The sequence below is a fragment of the Tunturiibacter gelidiferens genome, from assembly GCF_051013345.1.
Classification (GTDB): Bacteria; Acidobacteriota; Terriglobia; order Terriglobales; family Acidobacteriaceae; genus Edaphobacter; species Edaphobacter gelidiferens_A.
Genome location: NZ_CP132939.1, coordinates 4,478,094 through 4,492,966, shown reverse-complemented (window position 1 = coordinate 4,492,966; position 14,873 = coordinate 4,478,094). Strand labels below are relative to the sequence as shown.

Here is a 14,873-nt window from a genome sequence, read left to right as displayed (position 1 = left end):
TGTTACCTACCCTTCGCCTCGGAGGCCTGATCGACGAACGGCTTGGGATTCACTTTCATATCGGCACGCACATGTTGTATGCCCTCGGCCACGACACGGTCGCCGGGTTTCAGTCCTTTTTGAATGATCCACAGGGAGCCGAAGCGTTCGCCGACTTCCACCGGCTGAATGCTCACTTTGTTCTCGCTGTCGAGGAGGGCTACTTGATAGCTGCCTTGAAGTTCTGTAACCGCACGTTGCGGGATTAGGATGGCGTCTTTTTGGATTCGCGTCTGCGCACGCACTTTGCCGTATCCGCCGGGGCGCAGGATATTCCCCGGGTTAGGAAACAGCCCCGCGATCCGGATCGCGCCGGTGCTCTGATTCACTTCGCGGTCTGCGAAGTAGATTTCCCCGGCTTTGGATAGGTCGTACCGTCAGCCAGGATCAGCGTGAGCGGCATCAGCCTCCTCTGCGCCTCCCGGCTGGCTAGGCTCGGGTATTGCCTGTTGAACGCAAGGTACTCCGGCTCGCTGACGGTAAAAAAGACCTTGATGGGTTCAACCGTCGAGACGGTGGTTACCGGAGGGCTGCTCGCGTCTACCAGGGCGCCGACTTGTAGCTGGGCTTGTCCGGCAATTCCACTTATCGGGGCGATAAGCCGAGTAAAACCGAGGTTAACTTTCGCCGTTTCGACGGCAGCCCCTGCCGTTTTGATTTGAGCCTTGGCAGTCTCCACGGTGGCTATCGCCGCCAAGTTGTTCTGAGTGGCATTGTCGAGATCCTGCTGGCTCGCTGCCTGCTCCTTCGCCAGCGGAGTGTACCGCTCCACATCGAGCCGGGTGCGGACTTGAACAGCTTCGGCATTAGCAAGCTGCGCGGTGGCCTGTGCTAGCTGTCCTTGGGCTTGGTCGAGAGCTGCCTGAAAGGGCCGCGGATCGATCTCGAAGAGGAGTTGACCTTTCTGGACAAACGCGCCTTCTTGGTAGCCTTGCCGAAGCAAGTAACCTGTGACTTGCGCCTTGACGGCGGCGTTCTCGAATCCGTCCAACGTACCGATCCATTCGCTATAAAGGGTCACATCCTTCTGTTCGACCGGCGCCACCATCACATCCGGAGTCGCTCCCGTTCCGGTGCCTAACACATGTTTCGGACGAAGGGCGCCAACGATTAGAGCGATAACGGCCAAGCAAAATGCTCCGCCTATCCAAAGGTAGCGTTTCGCAATTGTGTTCATCGGAATCTCCGTTTTTGCTCCCCATGGCCACAAACTATATACCGATGAGGAGCGTCCGGGTAAGCGATCTACAGGGCCGCGTAATGCGAGTCAGATGCCCCGACGTGAGGAATGGATGCGAGAAAGTGCAGCAGGAATTGGGCGCAGAGTTGAGGCTCTCAACTGTTTTGGGCAGGTACAGAAGTAGAGTTAGCCGTACTAGGCAAAATCGCCTACTGTCGAGATCGATCTGTGTCTTCGGCAGGTTGCTGTAAAACCGGCAATCCAGAAGTAATGCAAGTGGCCGTAAAACCGACTTCTCGGACATCCATGATAAGTAAAGTCAAGGGAAAAGCGAGAATCTTCGTGCCGCGCTCGGAGGGCGCGGGATGGTGTATGTTTTTGCAGTTCCTTTCATAGCGCTTTGTTTTTGGTTCCTGCGGTGGAACGCAGAACCAGACATCCATTTGCTGTCTCAGGCCGGAGCCGTCACAGATGTTTGAGTTGAGGTTCTCTGCCAGTCTCGAAACAAGTCCGGTTGTCAGTAACTACAATTCTCGATTCGTGCTAACAGGCCGAAGCACTCATGGAGCGGGCGTTTCAGGATTTCGAACGGTTGGTCGGCAAATCGCACTTTACTCTCCAGCTCCTGACTCCGACCACGTCCTGGGACCGGGAATCGCCTGAACTGTAGGCGATCATAATTGCCGAAATCGCCGAGGTTGACTCTGCGAGAGTTAGCCGGCAATCCGTAAAGCTCAAGGGGACGGTTTTCTCAAAAATAGTGCTGGGAACCTACATGGATCGTAAGCCATTGCGAATGGCATACTTACGGAAGCTTCCCCAGATCGTCGGCAACGCTTGAGGCTCGACAAACGCACACTGAGCCACGACGGTCGATGGTCGGGGCCTTCTTGAATGACTCGACGATTTCGCGCCATTCGAAAAAGTAGCCGCGATTTTCGCCAAGGTTCCTAATATTCTCCAGCGCAGCGATCGCCTCTAGGTAATGACCTGATTTGCTTTCTTCAAGGGTTGCCGCGACGCACGCGCTTACACCTCAAAACCCCGTGCCGCTCGCCTTATTTGCACTGCCACAACCCGCACTGCGTACATGACAGTAAATCCGACCAGTCCCCCGAGGATGACGTGCGAAGCCCGCTCTGCGGCCATCCCGGAGGAGTGGCCTGCAAACATCAGGGCAAGCGCGACGCACGTACAACGCAGACCGAAGGCGAACACATACGGGCGCACCGCGACCAATGTCAGCACGGCGACCAACAAGGCGAGGTCGTATGCAAAGGTGCTGTGCGGAAGGAAAATCCCTGTCCCAATTCCGGCCGGAACACCCACGAGCGCACCGACCGTCCGGTCCCGCAGCTTTTGGCGTCCGCTGGTGAGGTCGCCGGTAATCACACTCGCGGTTGACCAGATCATCCATTGCCCTTGATCCAGCCGCCACACCATCACCGTGTGCGCGACCAGGCCAACCGCCAGCGCCGTCGCCACCAGCGCCTCGATATACGGTATGGACTCATTCCGCTCAGCCCAGCACAACACCGCTCTGAAATGTCGAAGCCGGCTGACATGCAACGGACGAGTGTTCCGGTGCTCCAATGCTGACATCACCAGAACCGGAAGGATGGCCAACACCATGACGGGAAGAAAGTGAATGCCGCGATGCAGTTGATTGCCCGGCCCTCGCCACTCTTCAGTCTCGCACGCAAGGTAGAGAGCCGGAATAAAGGTGAAATTGCCAAGCGATCGCAACCTCGCATCCCATCCGCTAAAGAGGATGGAGGCCGCCGCAAGCATAGCGCAGCCCGCGACGAACAAGGGCTCGGCGGTCTGCGTTGCCAGCAGCGCCAGATAGGAGACGATGATCGCTGCTCCATGCAGCAGCGTTCCGAGCGGCGCCAGCCCGGAGCGCTCCATGGCGATAAAGGTCGAGATGGTGACCAGAGCCGCGCGCAACCAGATGCCATCCCCCGAGATCATGGCCAGCAGAACGAGTGGCATGAGTACAATCACGGCACGTGTCGCTGCGACGTGATCGAGATCGATCGCGTCACCCCAGGCAGAGATCACGAAATCCCCACCAGATCCTCCACCCGGATCACCCTGGCGATCGAGCCCAGCAACTCCATGGAGGATTGATGCACCGGTTCCGTCGCAGCGGCGCAGGCGTCTTCCAACACATATACCTCGTAATCGCGGTCGTGCGCGTCGCGCACCGTGCTCTGCACCGCCCATGCCGTGCTCACTCCCGCGATAATCAGCCGGTTAACCTTGCGCGCCCGTAGAGCTGCATCCAGTTGTGTGCCGTAAAAGGCGCTGATGCGCGGTTTGACAATCACCAGATCCGCAAGCTCTGCCTTGAGCTCCGGGTGAAAGTCCATACCTGAAGATTCCGCCTCGAGCGCTCCAATCTCGTGGAGACGTCCAAAGAACGGCGATTGCTTTGGCTGATCTGTATAGCCTTTGGCAAAGCCAACTTTCACCAGAATTGTTAACCATCCCTTTTCACGCGCAGTTGCCAGAGCGTGATTCACCTTCTCGATGACGCCACGCTTGGCGGCAAGGTCAGCAGTGTGCGAGATCTTGCCCTCCGGATGAACGATGTCATTGATGAAATCTAGACCAATAAATGCTGTTGCCATCTCTGTTCCTTTCAGATTGTTTGACCACGGACTTTTGGGTCAGATTGTTTGATCGCAAGCTGCGCTTGAAAAACAGGTGACGATCCGGTCAACACAACGTCGTACACAGTGGTACCGGAACGCCGTAGAGCGAAAATTCTCGCCGCTTATGCAATCGGATTCTCCTCGAACAGCCGGGCAACCATGGTCGAATCGAGATAGGCGCGCACGCGAACGATCAATCCATCCTGAAAATAGACCACCCAGCAGTAGCGGTTATCGAATCGCATGCCATTCCTGGCTGTCGCCAGCGAATGAAGCTCGACCACAGCCTGATCGCCTTCGACGATCACATTCTCGGTATGCAGCTGAGCGCCATTGGGAAGAACCTGTCGCAGCTTTGCGAAGGTGCCTTCGATGAAAGCCTTCTTGCTGAGGTAGTGACCGGCCAGGGGTGCGTTCCCATGACCGTCCAGTCGACGTTGTCGGCGACATGTTGGAAGAAAGCAGAGCCATCGCCGTTCTCCAGTCCTTTGAAGAGTTCGCGAACGCTTTCGTGTGTAATTGCCATCTGTGTAATTGCCATCTGAGTTTCTCCTTGGTTTTGGGATTTTCGCTTGCGACCCGAATCCGTTGCGGCAGCCTCAAGCGGAGCTTACAAATAGATAGAGTAGGATTTTGTCCATTCGAAGCACGCTTTGTTTCGAACGCAGCGTTCGCTTTTCTCGATAGGAGTCAGGATATGGAACTGCGGCATCTCCGCTACTTCTGTGCCGTAGCAGACTGGAATGGATTTAATCGCGCCGCCCGCGCGCTCCATACTTCACAATCCTCTATCAGTGCGCAGATTCGTGATCTGGAGCAAGAGATCGGCGTGAAGCTGCTCAATCGCACGCAGTCGCAAGTATCTCTGACGAGCGCGGGTGAGAGGTTTCTGGAGGAATCGCGCAAGGTGGTCGCAGCTGCGGATCGCGCGGTCGACATCGCGCAACGGACGGCACGAGGCGAGATCGGATCGCTCACGATTGGCTTTCTGATTTGGGGAACCGGCGCATTCTTTCCGGGAATCATCCGCGGCTTTCGTCAACTCCACCCGGGTGTGCAGCTCTCGCTGATGGAAATGCTCTCGCGAGCGCAGCCGGAGGCTTTGCTCAACGGTTCGATTGACATCGGCTTCACGCGGCCGCTTGAGCCTCCTTACGATTCCCAGCTCCGCTCCGAACTGTTGTATACGGACCCGGTGGTGGCCGTACTTCCCGCAGATCACCGGTTGGCGGGCGGACCGCTCCGGCTTCATGATCTGGCCAACGAACGCTTCGTGGTATGCGACAGAAACATCGCGCCCACCTTCTTCGATAAGATCACTTCACTCTGTGCACAGGCGGGTTTTTCGCCGAACATTGTTCAAACGTCGAATCTCGTTTCCAGCGTGCTTACCTTGGTGGAGGCAGGCGAAGGCATAACGCTGCTGCCTTCCGGTCTCCAACATAGCCGGTTCAGCGATCTCTCCTTCTGCCCGCTCATCGATCCGGGGGCGGCATCGATTTAGTCATGGCGTGGTCTCCGAATCGCGAAGGAGAAACGCACAAATCCTTTCTTGATTTCATGCGCAGCAAGAAGAAATTCATCCGAAGCTCACTCAAAATCGGATAGTGTGTTCATGGTTCTTGTTCGCCAAACTGCTTGAGACAATATGCAGCATATGCCTGATTTTGTTCTGGCATGAGAATGAAGTAATGGTTGCAGAGTAGACAGGCCAACTGCCTTCAGAAGTAGATCGCAATACATAAAGAGGAAAACACGCCGAAAGTAGCTCCTCCTTACCCAGTGTTGTGGGCCTCCACGGAGTCACGCCGGGCGCCATTCGGTCAGGTGATTTCAATGGAAGCGGCTTAGTACCGCTTCCGTTACTTTTAGATCATCAGCTACCGCCAGCCACGGAACGGTGGTGGGTCAGCGTTGGCTTCGCTGGTTTGTCGGACAAGTTGGATGAAGCGTCTGAGTTCTTGTTCTTTTCGTCAGCTTCGACGTCGTTGATGAGCAACTCGGTATTAGCCTTTATGTGTTGGAGGCCTTCCGCACCGGACCTCGCTACCTGCCGATGAGACTTGCTTTCATCCAACGTCTTCGCGCACGTCGTGATCGCGCCACAGGTGATGGGCGGCGAGCTGACCGCAATGCTGCTTTCCGGCGAGCAGATCACCCCGGAATTCGTGATGCAGCAGGTCTTTCAACAGACCACCACCGAACCTCCCAGTGCCCCTCGCGGTAAAAAGTCTTAAGGCTAGCGCTTTCTTCAAGTGAAGCGCATTCCCACGCCCGCCCCGCAAAAGGAGCTTCACGTGGTAATCGTGATCGAAGTTCTGATCGCCCCGAACTTCGAAGAGCCAGCATTAACCGCTTGGAAATTTCCTCAAGTAGTTGCGGGGTGATGAAAGTCGATAACCATAATTGTGATATCGTCTTCCTGCCGCTCCCGGGTCCCATCGCCCGACCATGCAAGCACTTTTTTTAGCAGGAGATCGACGAATTGCTCGGCCCCCAAGTCCTGCTTTTCCTTAATAAAAGTGGGAAGCGCCGCGTCGCCAAATGACTCTCCAGCGGCATTCTCTGCTTCCAGGAGGCCATCCGTGTAAAGTAACAGCCGGTCTCCAACATCAAAGGTAAACTTGCTGTCGTCATATGCTTCATTCGGTCGCACTCCGAGGAGAAGCCCAACTGCTCCCAGCACTTCCAAGGCTTGCTTGCCGCGTCGCCACAATAGCGGTGGCGGATGTGCTGCAGTCGAATATCGCCCGACTCTATTGACTGCATCCAGGCATAGATACACTGCTGTCGCATACTGCATGCGAGCTTCATTGCAGAGTACGGCGTTTAGTCCAGCGATAATACGTGCCGGCTCGCCATCATTCCCGCGCTGCGTCGATACTGCTACCTTGACCATGGATGCAACAAGGGCTGCCGGCACTCCATGCCCCATGACGTCAGCCACGAACACAGCTATGCAATTTGACGGAGCCGCCGGAAAGTCATACAGATCGCCAGCAACAGCCGTCATGGGTGCGTATCGCACGGCGATCTGGACGTTCTCGAGAGACGGAGGGCTGGAAGGAAGAATAGCCTCTTGAATCTTTGTGGCCGCGCGCATCTCATCGCTCAACGAAACGAGACGTCTTTCATCTGCAATCACTCGTCGGGCAGTGACATACCATAGGCAGATTACGAGTGCCAGAAATCCGTATGGTTCCACCGACTGCCAATCACCGAACTTCGTATGGCGCACGCGATCGACGGCGAATCCACAGAAAAATGCAAGCAACCCGGCAAATAGGGCACGACTGTTCGCCAACGGCGGTGGCCTATATCCCGCGATACGCCCCAGAGTCAGGACAACGGGAACCAGGATAACCAATGTTGTTCCGGGAAACTGCAGCAACTCGAAGGTGCTCTCACTCACCGCACCGCTCATCGCGATTGCGACCAGGGCGCAATAAATCCCGCTTACCCATCGAATTGATGACCGCCATCCGCGACCATAAAATTCCTCAAAAGCAAAAGTCCGGGGACGATCATTGATAGAGTTAAGAACCGCTCAACAGAAAGTCCGACATTCCGCGGTTGTCCGAAGCCTAAACGAAAAGCGGAATTCCTCACGACAAGGGCGATTCCGTAGAGAATTGAGAATAGACCGAACGAGAGCAAGAATCTCTCCCGAACCCTTCGCCGAAAAGCATAGAGGGCGACCGCGGCTAAGCCGAGGGTCGCAATTACAGTGCCGACGATGAGGAGAGTTACAGCACCACGCACAAAGGGCTCCTCGGGATATTCAATGCAACTAATGATCAGCCTTTCCTTCCGTTGAGACGCGATCCACCATGGCGCCGGATTTCCCCACGCAGTTTGTCGGATCGAGCAACCTTGCGAGAGCTTGACGGTCAAAGATCTTGCGGATTTCAGACTCCTCGGTCAACAGGTCGATAAGCCGCCCTTTCCCTTGAGAAACGCAATACAGATCGCTGAGATCTTGTCGTGCGCCTTCTCTCGACCCATCTGTGGCCCTAGAGCCATCATGACGGCCTCCGCATTCAAAAGCCCCATCGGTAAGACGGACGTTCCTCATCATATTGTCAGGATGCACCACCGACCCGCCCAGCATGTATTTCACCGGCGCCAATGCCAAGAGGATCTCGTGGCGCTCGAACAGGCGATCATGCAATCGGATTCTCCTTAAACAATCTGGCGACCATGGCCGAGTCGAGATAGGCACGAACACGTACGATCAATTCATCCCGGAAGTAGACTACCCAGCAGTATCGATTGTCGAAGCGCAGGCCGTTCTTGGCCGTGGCCAAAGAATGAAGCTCGACCACGGCCTGATCGTCCTTGACGATCAGATGCTCCGCATGGAGCTCCGCACCCTGTGGAAGAACCTGCGCGAGCTTGGCAAACGTACCTTCTATGAAGGCCTTTTTGCTAAGGTAGTGACCTGCCAGGGGTGGGTGCCCATCACTGTCCAATCAACGTCGTCGACTACGTGCTCGAAGAAAGCAGCGCCGTCGCCGTTTTCAAGTCCCTTGAAGATTTCGCGAACGCTATCGGGTGTAATAGCCATAGGGTTGTCCCCTCTTGTTTTGCGGTCCATCTCTTGCGGGTAGTCTCCGATAACGCAATCGAACCCACCCTGCAACCTATGCCGCTGCAGTATTTCAAGCGGCTCTTGCCTGCAGGTACCGGCTAGGTTCTTGCCCGGCTTACCTACCCGCAGCATACTCCTCGGTGGACTGATGACGTTGCACGGCCGGCTGTACCTCCACCTTGATCTGGCCAAGCAGTTTCATAAGGTCCTTAACCTGGATGTTTTCGAGCGATCGAACGGCATCCTTAATCTCACGGAACAGTCCATCATCCGCGCAGCCGGTCACGAGGTTGTCAAACTTCTCGACAGACTCCTCCCACGTGAATGGATGGGAGGCAAGGCCAGGGTAGTCATGAACCTCGTGCTCGATCACTTTCCCATCCTTTAGACGGACGGTGATCTTGGCGGGCATTTTCGCGGGGTACTGGTCTGTGTATTCATGGTTTGGCCGAACACACACCTTCTTCAGGAGTTGCTGTACATCGGCTCTCGTGATCCGATCGGGCTTGAATTGGGCCGGCATCACGTTGCCGTCAAGGAGAGCCACCGCAAGAAGATACGGCAGGCTGTGATCCGCTTGTTCCTTGGTCTGGATGACTTTGTCCATGCCGTAGAGGCCTCCACCGGCAAAGTCGTAGGCCAGTTGGAACACCTCCGCCTCAATCGAGATAACGTTATTGGCGTCGATCCTCTGCTTCTTGACAAGCTCAACCATGCAGTGGACCGCGGACTGGGTGTGGATCATAGCGTTGTACTTCTTAATGGTGCTCTCCACGATACCTTCGTACCCCTGCTTGTCCCAGTCAATGTCGATCTTTATCCCAAGGAGGTGGTCAATGCCCAACGGACCCTCGATCACGCGCAGCGGGCCTTCCACGCCGCGGCGGGCGAGGAATAGCGCGTTCATGGAGCCGAGCGCCGACTGGGACGAGGCGAGGCCCTTCCACTGCGACAGCGGTTTGGCCCGAACAACGGCGAAGGACGCATCGCTGACCGCGGCCATCGCGATGGCATGGCCAATCTGCTGCGCGCTTAGGCCCAGAAGCCGGCCGGCGGCGGCGTTGTGCGAGAAGGCGAGTTGCGTCGTGTGGTCTAAGCCGCGGGTCATGAAGTTGGCGTGATCAACGAACCGCGACTGAACCGTGTAGCCCAGTGCGACCCCGAGCATTAGATCGCGGCCGCTACCTCCCACGTAGTCGGCGATGGTCAGCGCGACGCCGAAGTTGTCTGCCGTATGGCAGGTCTCCGTTTGTGCAAGGAAGTTGTCCATGAAATCGACATAGCGCACCAGGGCGGTGTGCCAGAACGCAGCGTAGATTGGGTTCGCCGTTCCGCCGCCGATCAGCGCGTTCGGACCGGTGCCCCCGAATTCTGCGACCTGCTCGCGACAGGCCTGGACAGGGCCGGAACCCAGTGCGGCGATGCTGCAGCCCAGTGAGTCCAGGATGTGGATTGGCAACTGCCTGCGGGATTCGGCCGAGAGGTCGGCAAAGGAAGCGCGGGCGGCATACTTGGCGAGAGCTTCGACTTGGGTCATGGTAGTATCCTCCGTTTTCTATTGAGTGAGTTAATTTCTAGCTTGTCAGGGCGATGAAAATCCCCATCGTGATGACCGAGCCGATCACGCTGAGGAACACAGCGGAGGCAGCTTCGGCCTCTGCGATGCGGTACTGGAGAGCGAACATCACCACAATCGGCATGGTCGGAATAGCCGCTGTCAGCACCGTCTCGCTCACAATTGGGTTGTGATAGCCGAGCCATCGCAGACTAACTAGAAGCAGAGCGGGCTGCACGATGTTTTTCAGGCATACGAAGAACAAGACATACCAGCCGACTTTGATTTTGCGGGATGCAAGCACAATTCCGGAGGCGAACAGGGAGACGCCCCCGGACGCATTTCCGAGCATGGAAAGCGGATGGACGATGAGCTGAGAAATGTGGGCGCCGCTCAGCACGATCGCGAAAGCGAGAATGGGCACCCAAACGATCGGCTCTTTGACCGTCTCTGCGAGTGTTGCCGCGAAAACTGAGCGGCGTGCCCCGGACGACGATATCGAATGCTTGCCATCCTGCACGGCCGGGCTCTTTCCCTGTGAATCTCCTCCGGTCGTATCCAATGTGAGAAGGAGAATAGTGACGGGCACGACTGTGAGGTTGATGACGAGACCGGCGATCGCGATCGGGATGGCGCTACGCGTTCCGAACAGATCCCCGAGAACGGCCGGACCTACAAAAGGTACCGCCGGCGCGGAGGCCACCAGCGCGTTCAGTGCACTGGTGCCCACCTGGAAGTGAAAAACGAAACGGCATAGCAAAAATACCAAGCCGTACAGGCCGATGATGGCGATGCAAAGCGCGATGAACAGCGGGATATCGTGACTGAGCTGGGCGCGCGGCGTGTTAACCGTTCCGACAAAGAGCACCAGCGGCACGGCGTAACGGAGCACCATCCGATTTAGGATCAGGGCGTCCGTTGGCCCAAAATCGTGGTGCCAGGCCGCCACGAAACCAAGCAGGAACGTTACGACCATTGGGAGGAGTGCGCTCAAAATCGTATTCAGCATGGCTCAGTCTCCTCGACCGGCCAGAACGCGATCGACCGCGTTGCCGGCTCTAGTCAGGCCGTAAATGTAGGGCGGATGGCCGCGCGCGCGAGTGTGTGAAACGTGAGGTTGAAGCCGACGATCGCGGGGGTGGCGTCTTCCGTCACGTCGAGCCGCTGGACGTCTAGCGCGTGCACTGCGAAGACGTAGCGGTGCGCACGATCCCCCTTCGGCGGAGCCGCGCCGCCGTACGCTCGCTCACCGAAATCATTTCGGACGTGAAACGCTCCCTCGGGGAGACCGCTGGCGCCGCCGGCGCCGCGCGGCAACTCGGTGATGTTCGGCGGCAACCCGACAACCACCCAGTGCCAGAAGCCACTACCGGTCGGGGCATCCGGGTCGAAGCAGGTGACTGCGAAACTCTTGGTCTCTACCGGGAAGCCCGACCAGTGCAGCTCCGGCGAGATGTCCGGTTCGCCGTGGCGCGAACGGGCGAATTCGGGATTCAAAGGCTCTCCGTCTTTGACGTCGTTGCTCTCGAGGGTAAACGAGGGCACCCTCGGCAGCAGGTCATAAGGGTGTGGGGCGACGGCTCGCTCGAGCGACGTCGCGAAACCTTCGGCGCCCTTCATTCCCTCTTTGGCAGTGATGTTGGTTTTCTCCTCAGTCATGGGTTTGTTCGCTCCTGAGTCACATTTGGGGATGGGTCGTGACTTGGCCCACGGACACGCGGCCTCAGATCAGATGGAGTTCCTTGGCCGCCGCCGTGAGCCCGTCTTGGAACTCGGGGTGCGCCAGGGCGATTAACGCCTTGGCGCGCTCCGTCGATGACTTCCCCTTGAGGTTGGTCCAGCCGAATTCCGTGACAACGATGTGCGTGTCGATGCGCGGCGTGGTCACTGGACCATCCAGGCGGGGGACGATGCGCGACACCCTGCCTTTGGCTGCGGTAGAGTGGCAGGCGATGATCGACTTGCCGCCGCGGGAGGCATAGGCACCCCGCACGAAGTCGAGTTGCCCCCGTGGCGCTGTATTGGTGGCCGAGCATGTGCTCGGCGTTGACGGCACCGGTCAAGTCGATCTGCAAAGCGGCGTTGATGGAGATGACGTTATCGTTCTGGGAGATGATGTATGGGTCGTTGACATAATCCACGGGGTGGCTCTCGACGGACGGGTTGTCGTCGAGGAAGTCGTACATGGCCTTTTGCCCCATTGCGAAAGTGAATACGGTCTTCCCGGGATTGAGCCGCTTGCGCCGGTTGGTCACCACACCGCCTTCGATCAGCTCAATCATCCCGGGACAGAGTGCCTCGGTGTGGATGCCGAGATCCTTCCGGCCGCGGAGATAGGAGCAAACCAGATCAGGCAGCGCACCGACCCCATCTGCAGGCATGCGCCATCCGGCACCATCTCGGCGACTATCTTGCCGATGGCGGCGTCCTCCGGTCCCGAGGCACGGACCGGCAGCTCCAGCAGCGGAACGTTATTCTCGACGATGGTCTCGACTTCTGAGACATGCAGTTGTGCCAGCGAGCCATAGACGCGTGGCATCTGATCGTTCACCTCCACGATCAGGTGTTTGGCCGCCCGAGCCACCTTGCTGGAATAATCGTTGCCGGTGCCCAGAGTGAAATACCCGTGTCGGTCCATGGGCGACACGGTTACAAGGAAGGTGTCGATGCCGATGTGCTCAGTCAGCAGCCGGGGGACTGATGGAAGTTGCTTGGAACATAGGTGAGCACTTTGCGTCCGCCATCCTGCTCTCCCCTCTTGATCAGGGCGCGCTCGACCTCGGTGACGAACATGCAATAGGGGTGAATGCGGTCGGACAGTTCGTAGCGCAGGATCGTCTCGCCGGCGATACGCGTGGATTCAAAATAGTAGACCTTCAGATCGTCGACTTTGCCGGCGGCGGCACGGTCCGCCAGTGACTTGAGCAGCGCCGGGGGCTCGTTCATGGCCATGCCCATCGATAGGGTGGCACCCGAAGCGATGCGAGCGACCGCGTCTGCGGGCGTAGTGAGCTTCGATTGGTAAAGCGATGTGAATTCCATATCATTCCTCTCCGGGTCCCTGCGGGTGTCGACGATGTGTTGGCTCCGAGTTGTGTGAGACTAGTAGTTCGCGACAGCTTCCGGGGATTGGCCTCGTTTGTAAATCAGCATCGTACGTTCGAAGCTCATCACTTCCACGCCATTCTGATTCAAACCCCGAGTGGAGACGGTCACGATCCCCTGTGTGGGGCGGCTCTTTGATTCCCGCTTGAACAAAACCGTCGATTCCGCGTAGAGCGTGTCTCCCGCGAAGACGGGATGCGTCGCTTTCACCTTGTCCCAACCGAGGTTGGCAACAACTTTGGCACTGACAGTGCGGACGCTCATGCCCGTCAGCAGGGCAAGAGTGAATGTGCTGTCCACTAGCATCTTCTTCCACTCTGTTTTCGCAGCGTAGGCGGCGTCAAAGTGGACTTGCTGCACGTTCAACGTGAGCAGCGTCATCCAGATGTTGTCGACATCGGTAATCGTTCGTCCCGGACGATGTTCGAATGTATCACCCGGTTCAAAATCCTCGTAGTAAAGGCCCGATGTTTCCCGATAACGTCGTGGAGCAATTTCTCTGTAAGCAGATAGTGGCGTGTTCATCGTTGTTCTCCTGTTCCATCCCAAATTCGGGTTGAACGTTATATCTCGGCGGAAAGGCCGGCACGCTCAAGAACCATCCTTGCTCTACGTGCTACTGCCTCATCCACCATCTGGTGATCGAGAGAGCCCACCCCTGCTTATTCACGGCGAGAATCTGTCGTGCTTTTGCGATCTCTTCTTCGCCAGGTGTGAGAATCTTGTTGATCTCTGCAACTTGTGCGGGATGAATTGCGCACTTCGCGTGATATCCAAGATGCGCTGCGGCTTCAGTTTCTTGCTTGAGACCATCGACATTGGACAGATCAAAGTAAGGAGAATCGAGGATCGGCAGGCTGGCGAGAGCTGCAGCCTGTGCAATGCGCGACCTAACCCACACCAGCCCTTCCCAACTCGGTTTGGCTCCGAGGTCTGCTGCCATGTCCGCCGCACCGAACAATAATGCTGCCGGCCTAACATCGCTTTTCACGATGTCAGGGAGGGCTTCAACTCCGCTCGCCGATTCAATAAGAGCGATAATCTCTGTCTTCTTTGCAACCTGGTCGAGCAGCGATCGCACCATGCGGACGAATGCCGAGGAATCGCATTTGGGGAGGATGATGTAGTCCGGCGTAGCCGAAGATTCGAGGAGCGAGTGCAAATCATCGATTCCCGTCCGAGTTACGGGGGCATTGATGCGAAGTGCGCACGGCAACCTGTTTCCTATAGGCTGTTCAAGATATTGAAGAGCAGCAGAACGAGCCTTCTGTTTGTCAGAGGGCGCAACAGCATCTTCGAGATCGATGATGAGGGCATCCGCCCCCACTTCCGCGGCACGACCAAAGTGATCCGCTTTGGTTGCAGGAGTGAAGAGCCAGCTCTTCAATGTATGGATCTGTTTGTTTTTGATGTCCATTGTTTCCACCTCCCTGTGCTGTTTAGTCGATATGCTCGATGTATCAACCGTGGTCGTAAGCGCTCGATCTGTGACGCTAACGATGCGGTCGCTCGTGTCTTCAGGAACGAGACCGTTACGAATGTTGATGTTCGGGAAAATGTCCGTTGGAGTGCGAACGATCGCCAGAAGTCCCAGGACCAGTACCAGTATGGCTGCGTTCGCGATTGGAGAAGGCTGTTCCCTTATTCAGACGAGGAGAAAGGTCAAATCCCGCAAGAGAGACCTGAAGGGTTTCTTCGCCGGTTGTTGCTTGCAGTTGCGCGTTCATTTTCATCCATCCTGAA

Annotated in this window: 20 protein-coding genes; 2 read left to right on the top strand and 18 right to left on the bottom strand. The window is 56.9% G+C overall.

Features of this window, described 5'->3' with window-relative positions; translation table 11 throughout:
- Window positions 1-2: 2 nt before the first annotated feature.
- The 6 genes from RBB80_RS22460 to RBB80_RS22435 form a co-directional block, all read right to left on the bottom strand.
- Window positions 3-368 (bottom strand): efflux RND transporter periplasmic adaptor subunit, encoded by a 366-nt coding sequence (locus tag RBB80_RS22460; protein ID WP_433964579.1) that lies wholly within the window; start codon window positions 366-368, stop codon window positions 3-5.
- Complete coding sequence (locus RBB80_RS22455) at window positions 365-1,216, bottom strand: efflux RND transporter periplasmic adaptor subunit (protein WP_433964578.1); 852 nt, start codon at window positions 1,214-1,216, stop codon at window positions 365-367. The genes RBB80_RS22460 and RBB80_RS22455 overlap by 4 nt, the downstream gene beginning before the upstream one ends.
- 1,032 nt (window positions 1,217-2,248) lie before the next feature.
- A complete protein-coding gene (locus RBB80_RS22450) occupies window positions 2,249-3,283 on the bottom strand; it encodes an FUSC family protein (protein ID WP_433964577.1) in 1,035 nt (344 codons plus the stop codon).
- Window positions 3,280-3,855, bottom strand: coding sequence for a cysteine hydrolase family protein (locus RBB80_RS22445; protein WP_433964576.1), 576 nt, complete (start codon window positions 3,853-3,855; stop codon window positions 3,280-3,282). Before RBB80_RS22445 ends, RBB80_RS22450 begins: the two co-directional genes overlap by 4 nt.
- 146 nt (window positions 3,856-4,001) lie before the next feature.
- Window positions 4,002-4,232 carry a nuclear transport factor 2 family protein gene (locus RBB80_RS22440; RefSeq protein WP_433969818.1) on the bottom strand — a complete coding sequence of 77 codons (231 nt, stop codon included), beginning with the start codon at window positions 4,230-4,232 and terminating at the stop codon, window positions 4,002-4,004.
- Window positions 4,184-4,420 (bottom strand): hypothetical protein, encoded by a 237-nt coding sequence (locus RBB80_RS22435; RefSeq protein WP_433964575.1) that lies wholly within the window; start codon window positions 4,418-4,420, stop codon window positions 4,184-4,186. Before RBB80_RS22435 ends, RBB80_RS22440 begins: the two co-directional genes overlap by 49 nt.
- 156 nt (window positions 4,421-4,576) lie before the next feature.
- Here RBB80_RS22435 and RBB80_RS22430 point away from each other — a divergent pair, with 156 nt between their 5' ends.
- Window positions 4,577-5,383 (top strand): LysR substrate-binding domain-containing protein, encoded by an 807-nt coding sequence (locus RBB80_RS22430; protein WP_433964574.1) that lies wholly within the window; start codon window positions 4,577-4,579, stop codon window positions 5,381-5,383.
- 559 nt (window positions 5,384-5,942) lie between these two features.
- Window positions 5,943-6,116 (top strand): hypothetical protein, encoded by a 174-nt coding sequence (locus RBB80_RS22425; RefSeq protein WP_433964573.1) that lies wholly within the window; start codon window positions 5,943-5,945, stop codon window positions 6,114-6,116.
- A 131-nt stretch (window positions 6,117-6,247) separates the two neighbouring features.
- On the opposite strand, the gene RBB80_RS22420 is transcribed toward RBB80_RS22425, so the two are convergent.
- From RBB80_RS22420 to RBB80_RS22365, 12 genes are all read right to left on the bottom strand, one after another.
- Entirely contained in the window at window positions 6,248-7,291 is a 1,044-nt protein-coding gene (locus RBB80_RS22420; protein WP_433964572.1) for a PP2C family protein-serine/threonine phosphatase, read from the bottom strand.
- Between the two features lie 378 nt (window positions 7,292-7,669).
- Window positions 7,670-8,050 carry a hypothetical protein gene (locus RBB80_RS22415; RefSeq protein WP_433964571.1) on the bottom strand — a complete coding sequence of 127 codons (381 nt, stop codon included), beginning with the start codon at window positions 8,048-8,050 and terminating at the stop codon, window positions 7,670-7,672.
- Window positions 8,043-8,351: a nuclear transport factor 2 family protein gene (locus RBB80_RS22410; protein WP_433964570.1), complete on the bottom strand. Its 309-nt coding sequence runs from the start codon at window positions 8,349-8,351 to the stop codon at window positions 8,043-8,045. The genes RBB80_RS22415 and RBB80_RS22410 overlap by 8 nt, the downstream gene beginning before the upstream one ends.
- A 234-nt stretch (window positions 8,352-8,585) precedes the next feature.
- The gene (locus tag RBB80_RS22405) at window positions 8,586-10,007 is read right to left on the bottom strand and encodes an MmgE/PrpD family protein (protein ID WP_433964569.1); all 1,422 of its coding nucleotides are present in this window, start codon (window positions 10,005-10,007) and stop codon (window positions 8,586-8,588) included.
- 37 nt (window positions 10,008-10,044) lie between these two features.
- The gene (locus RBB80_RS22400; RefSeq protein WP_433964568.1) at window positions 10,045-11,034 is read right to left on the bottom strand and encodes an AEC family transporter; all 990 of its coding nucleotides are present in this window, start codon (window positions 11,032-11,034) and stop codon (window positions 10,045-10,047) included.
- A 53-nt stretch (window positions 11,035-11,087) separates the two neighbouring features.
- Window positions 11,088-11,684: a YbhB/YbcL family Raf kinase inhibitor-like protein gene (locus tag RBB80_RS22395; RefSeq protein ID WP_433964567.1), complete on the bottom strand. Its 597-nt coding sequence runs from the start codon at window positions 11,682-11,684 to the stop codon at window positions 11,088-11,090.
- Window positions 11,681-12,307, bottom strand: a complete 627-nt coding sequence (locus tag RBB80_RS22390; protein WP_433964566.1) for an acetyl-CoA hydrolase/transferase C-terminal domain-containing protein — start codon at window positions 12,305-12,307, stop codon at window positions 11,681-11,683. The genes RBB80_RS22395 and RBB80_RS22390 overlap by 4 nt, the downstream gene beginning before the upstream one ends.
- Complete coding sequence (locus tag RBB80_RS22385) at window positions 12,304-12,822, bottom strand: hypothetical protein (protein WP_433964565.1); 519 nt, start codon at window positions 12,820-12,822, stop codon at window positions 12,304-12,306. Before RBB80_RS22385 ends, RBB80_RS22390 begins: the two co-directional genes overlap by 4 nt.
- The gene (locus RBB80_RS22380) at window positions 12,708-13,067 is read right to left on the bottom strand and encodes a hypothetical protein (RefSeq protein WP_433964564.1); all 360 of its coding nucleotides are present in this window, start codon (window positions 13,065-13,067) and stop codon (window positions 12,708-12,710) included. Before RBB80_RS22380 ends, RBB80_RS22385 begins: the two co-directional genes overlap by 115 nt.
- A 60-nt stretch (window positions 13,068-13,127) precedes the next feature.
- Window positions 13,128-13,655, bottom strand: coding sequence for a (R)-specific enoyl-CoA hydratase RipB/Ich (gene ripB / locus RBB80_RS22375; RefSeq protein WP_433964563.1), 528 nt, complete (start codon window positions 13,653-13,655; stop codon window positions 13,128-13,130).
- Window positions 13,656-13,746: 91 nt separating this feature from the next.
- The gene (ripC, locus tag RBB80_RS22370; protein ID WP_433964562.1) at window positions 13,747-14,547 is read right to left on the bottom strand and encodes an itaconate degradation C-C-lyase RipC; all 801 of its coding nucleotides are present in this window, start codon (window positions 14,545-14,547) and stop codon (window positions 13,747-13,749) included.
- A gap of 115 nt (window positions 14,548-14,662) precedes the next feature.
- Window positions 14,663-14,857 (bottom strand): hypothetical protein, encoded by a 195-nt coding sequence (locus RBB80_RS22365; protein ID WP_433964561.1) that lies wholly within the window; start codon window positions 14,855-14,857, stop codon window positions 14,663-14,665.
- Window positions 14,858-14,873: the final 16 nt, after the last annotated feature.

Bases quoted from the DNA above. Each gene is read 5' to 3' on its own strand.
- RBB80_RS22455 (WP_433964578.1), bottom strand. From the start codon at position 1,216: ATGAACACAATTGCGAAACGCTACCTTTGGATAGGCGGAGCATTTTGC.
- RBB80_RS22445 (WP_433964576.1), bottom strand. From the start codon at position 3,855: ATGGCAACAGCATTTATTGGTCTAGATTTCATCAATGACATCGTTCAT.
- RBB80_RS22435 (WP_433964575.1), bottom strand. From the start codon at position 4,420: ATGGCAATTACACAGATGGCAATTACACACGAAAGCGTTCGCGAACTC.
- RBB80_RS22430 (WP_433964574.1), top strand. From the start codon at position 4,577: ATGGAACTGCGGCATCTCCGCTACTTCTGTGCCGTAGCAGACTGGAAT.
- RBB80_RS22405 (WP_433964569.1), bottom strand. From the start codon at position 10,007: ATGACCCAAGTCGAAGCTCTCGCCAAGTATGCCGCCCGCGCTTCCTTT.
- RBB80_RS22400 (WP_433964568.1), bottom strand. From the start codon at position 11,034: ATGCTGAATACGATTTTGAGCGCACTCCTCCCAATGGTCGTAACGTTC.
- RBB80_RS22395 (WP_433964567.1), bottom strand. From the start codon at position 11,684: ATGACTGAGGAGAAAACCAACATCACTGCCAAAGAGGGAATGAAGGGC.
- RBB80_RS22390 (WP_433964566.1), bottom strand. From the start codon at position 12,307: ATGATTGAGCTGATCGAAGGCGGTGTGGTGACCAACCGGCGCAAGCGG.
- RBB80_RS22380 (WP_433964564.1), bottom strand. From the start codon at position 13,067: ATGGAATTCACATCGCTTTACCAATCGAAGCTCACTACGCCCGCAGAC.
- ripB (WP_433964563.1), bottom strand. From the start codon at position 13,655: ATGAACACGCCACTATCTGCTTACAGAGAAATTGCTCCACGACGTTAT.
- ripC (WP_433964562.1), bottom strand. From the start codon at position 14,547: ATGGACATCAAAAACAAACAGATCCATACATTGAAGAGCTGGCTCTTC.
- RBB80_RS22365 (WP_433964561.1), bottom strand. From the start codon at position 14,857: ATGAACGCGCAACTGCAAGCAACAACCGGCGAAGAAACCCTTCAGGTC.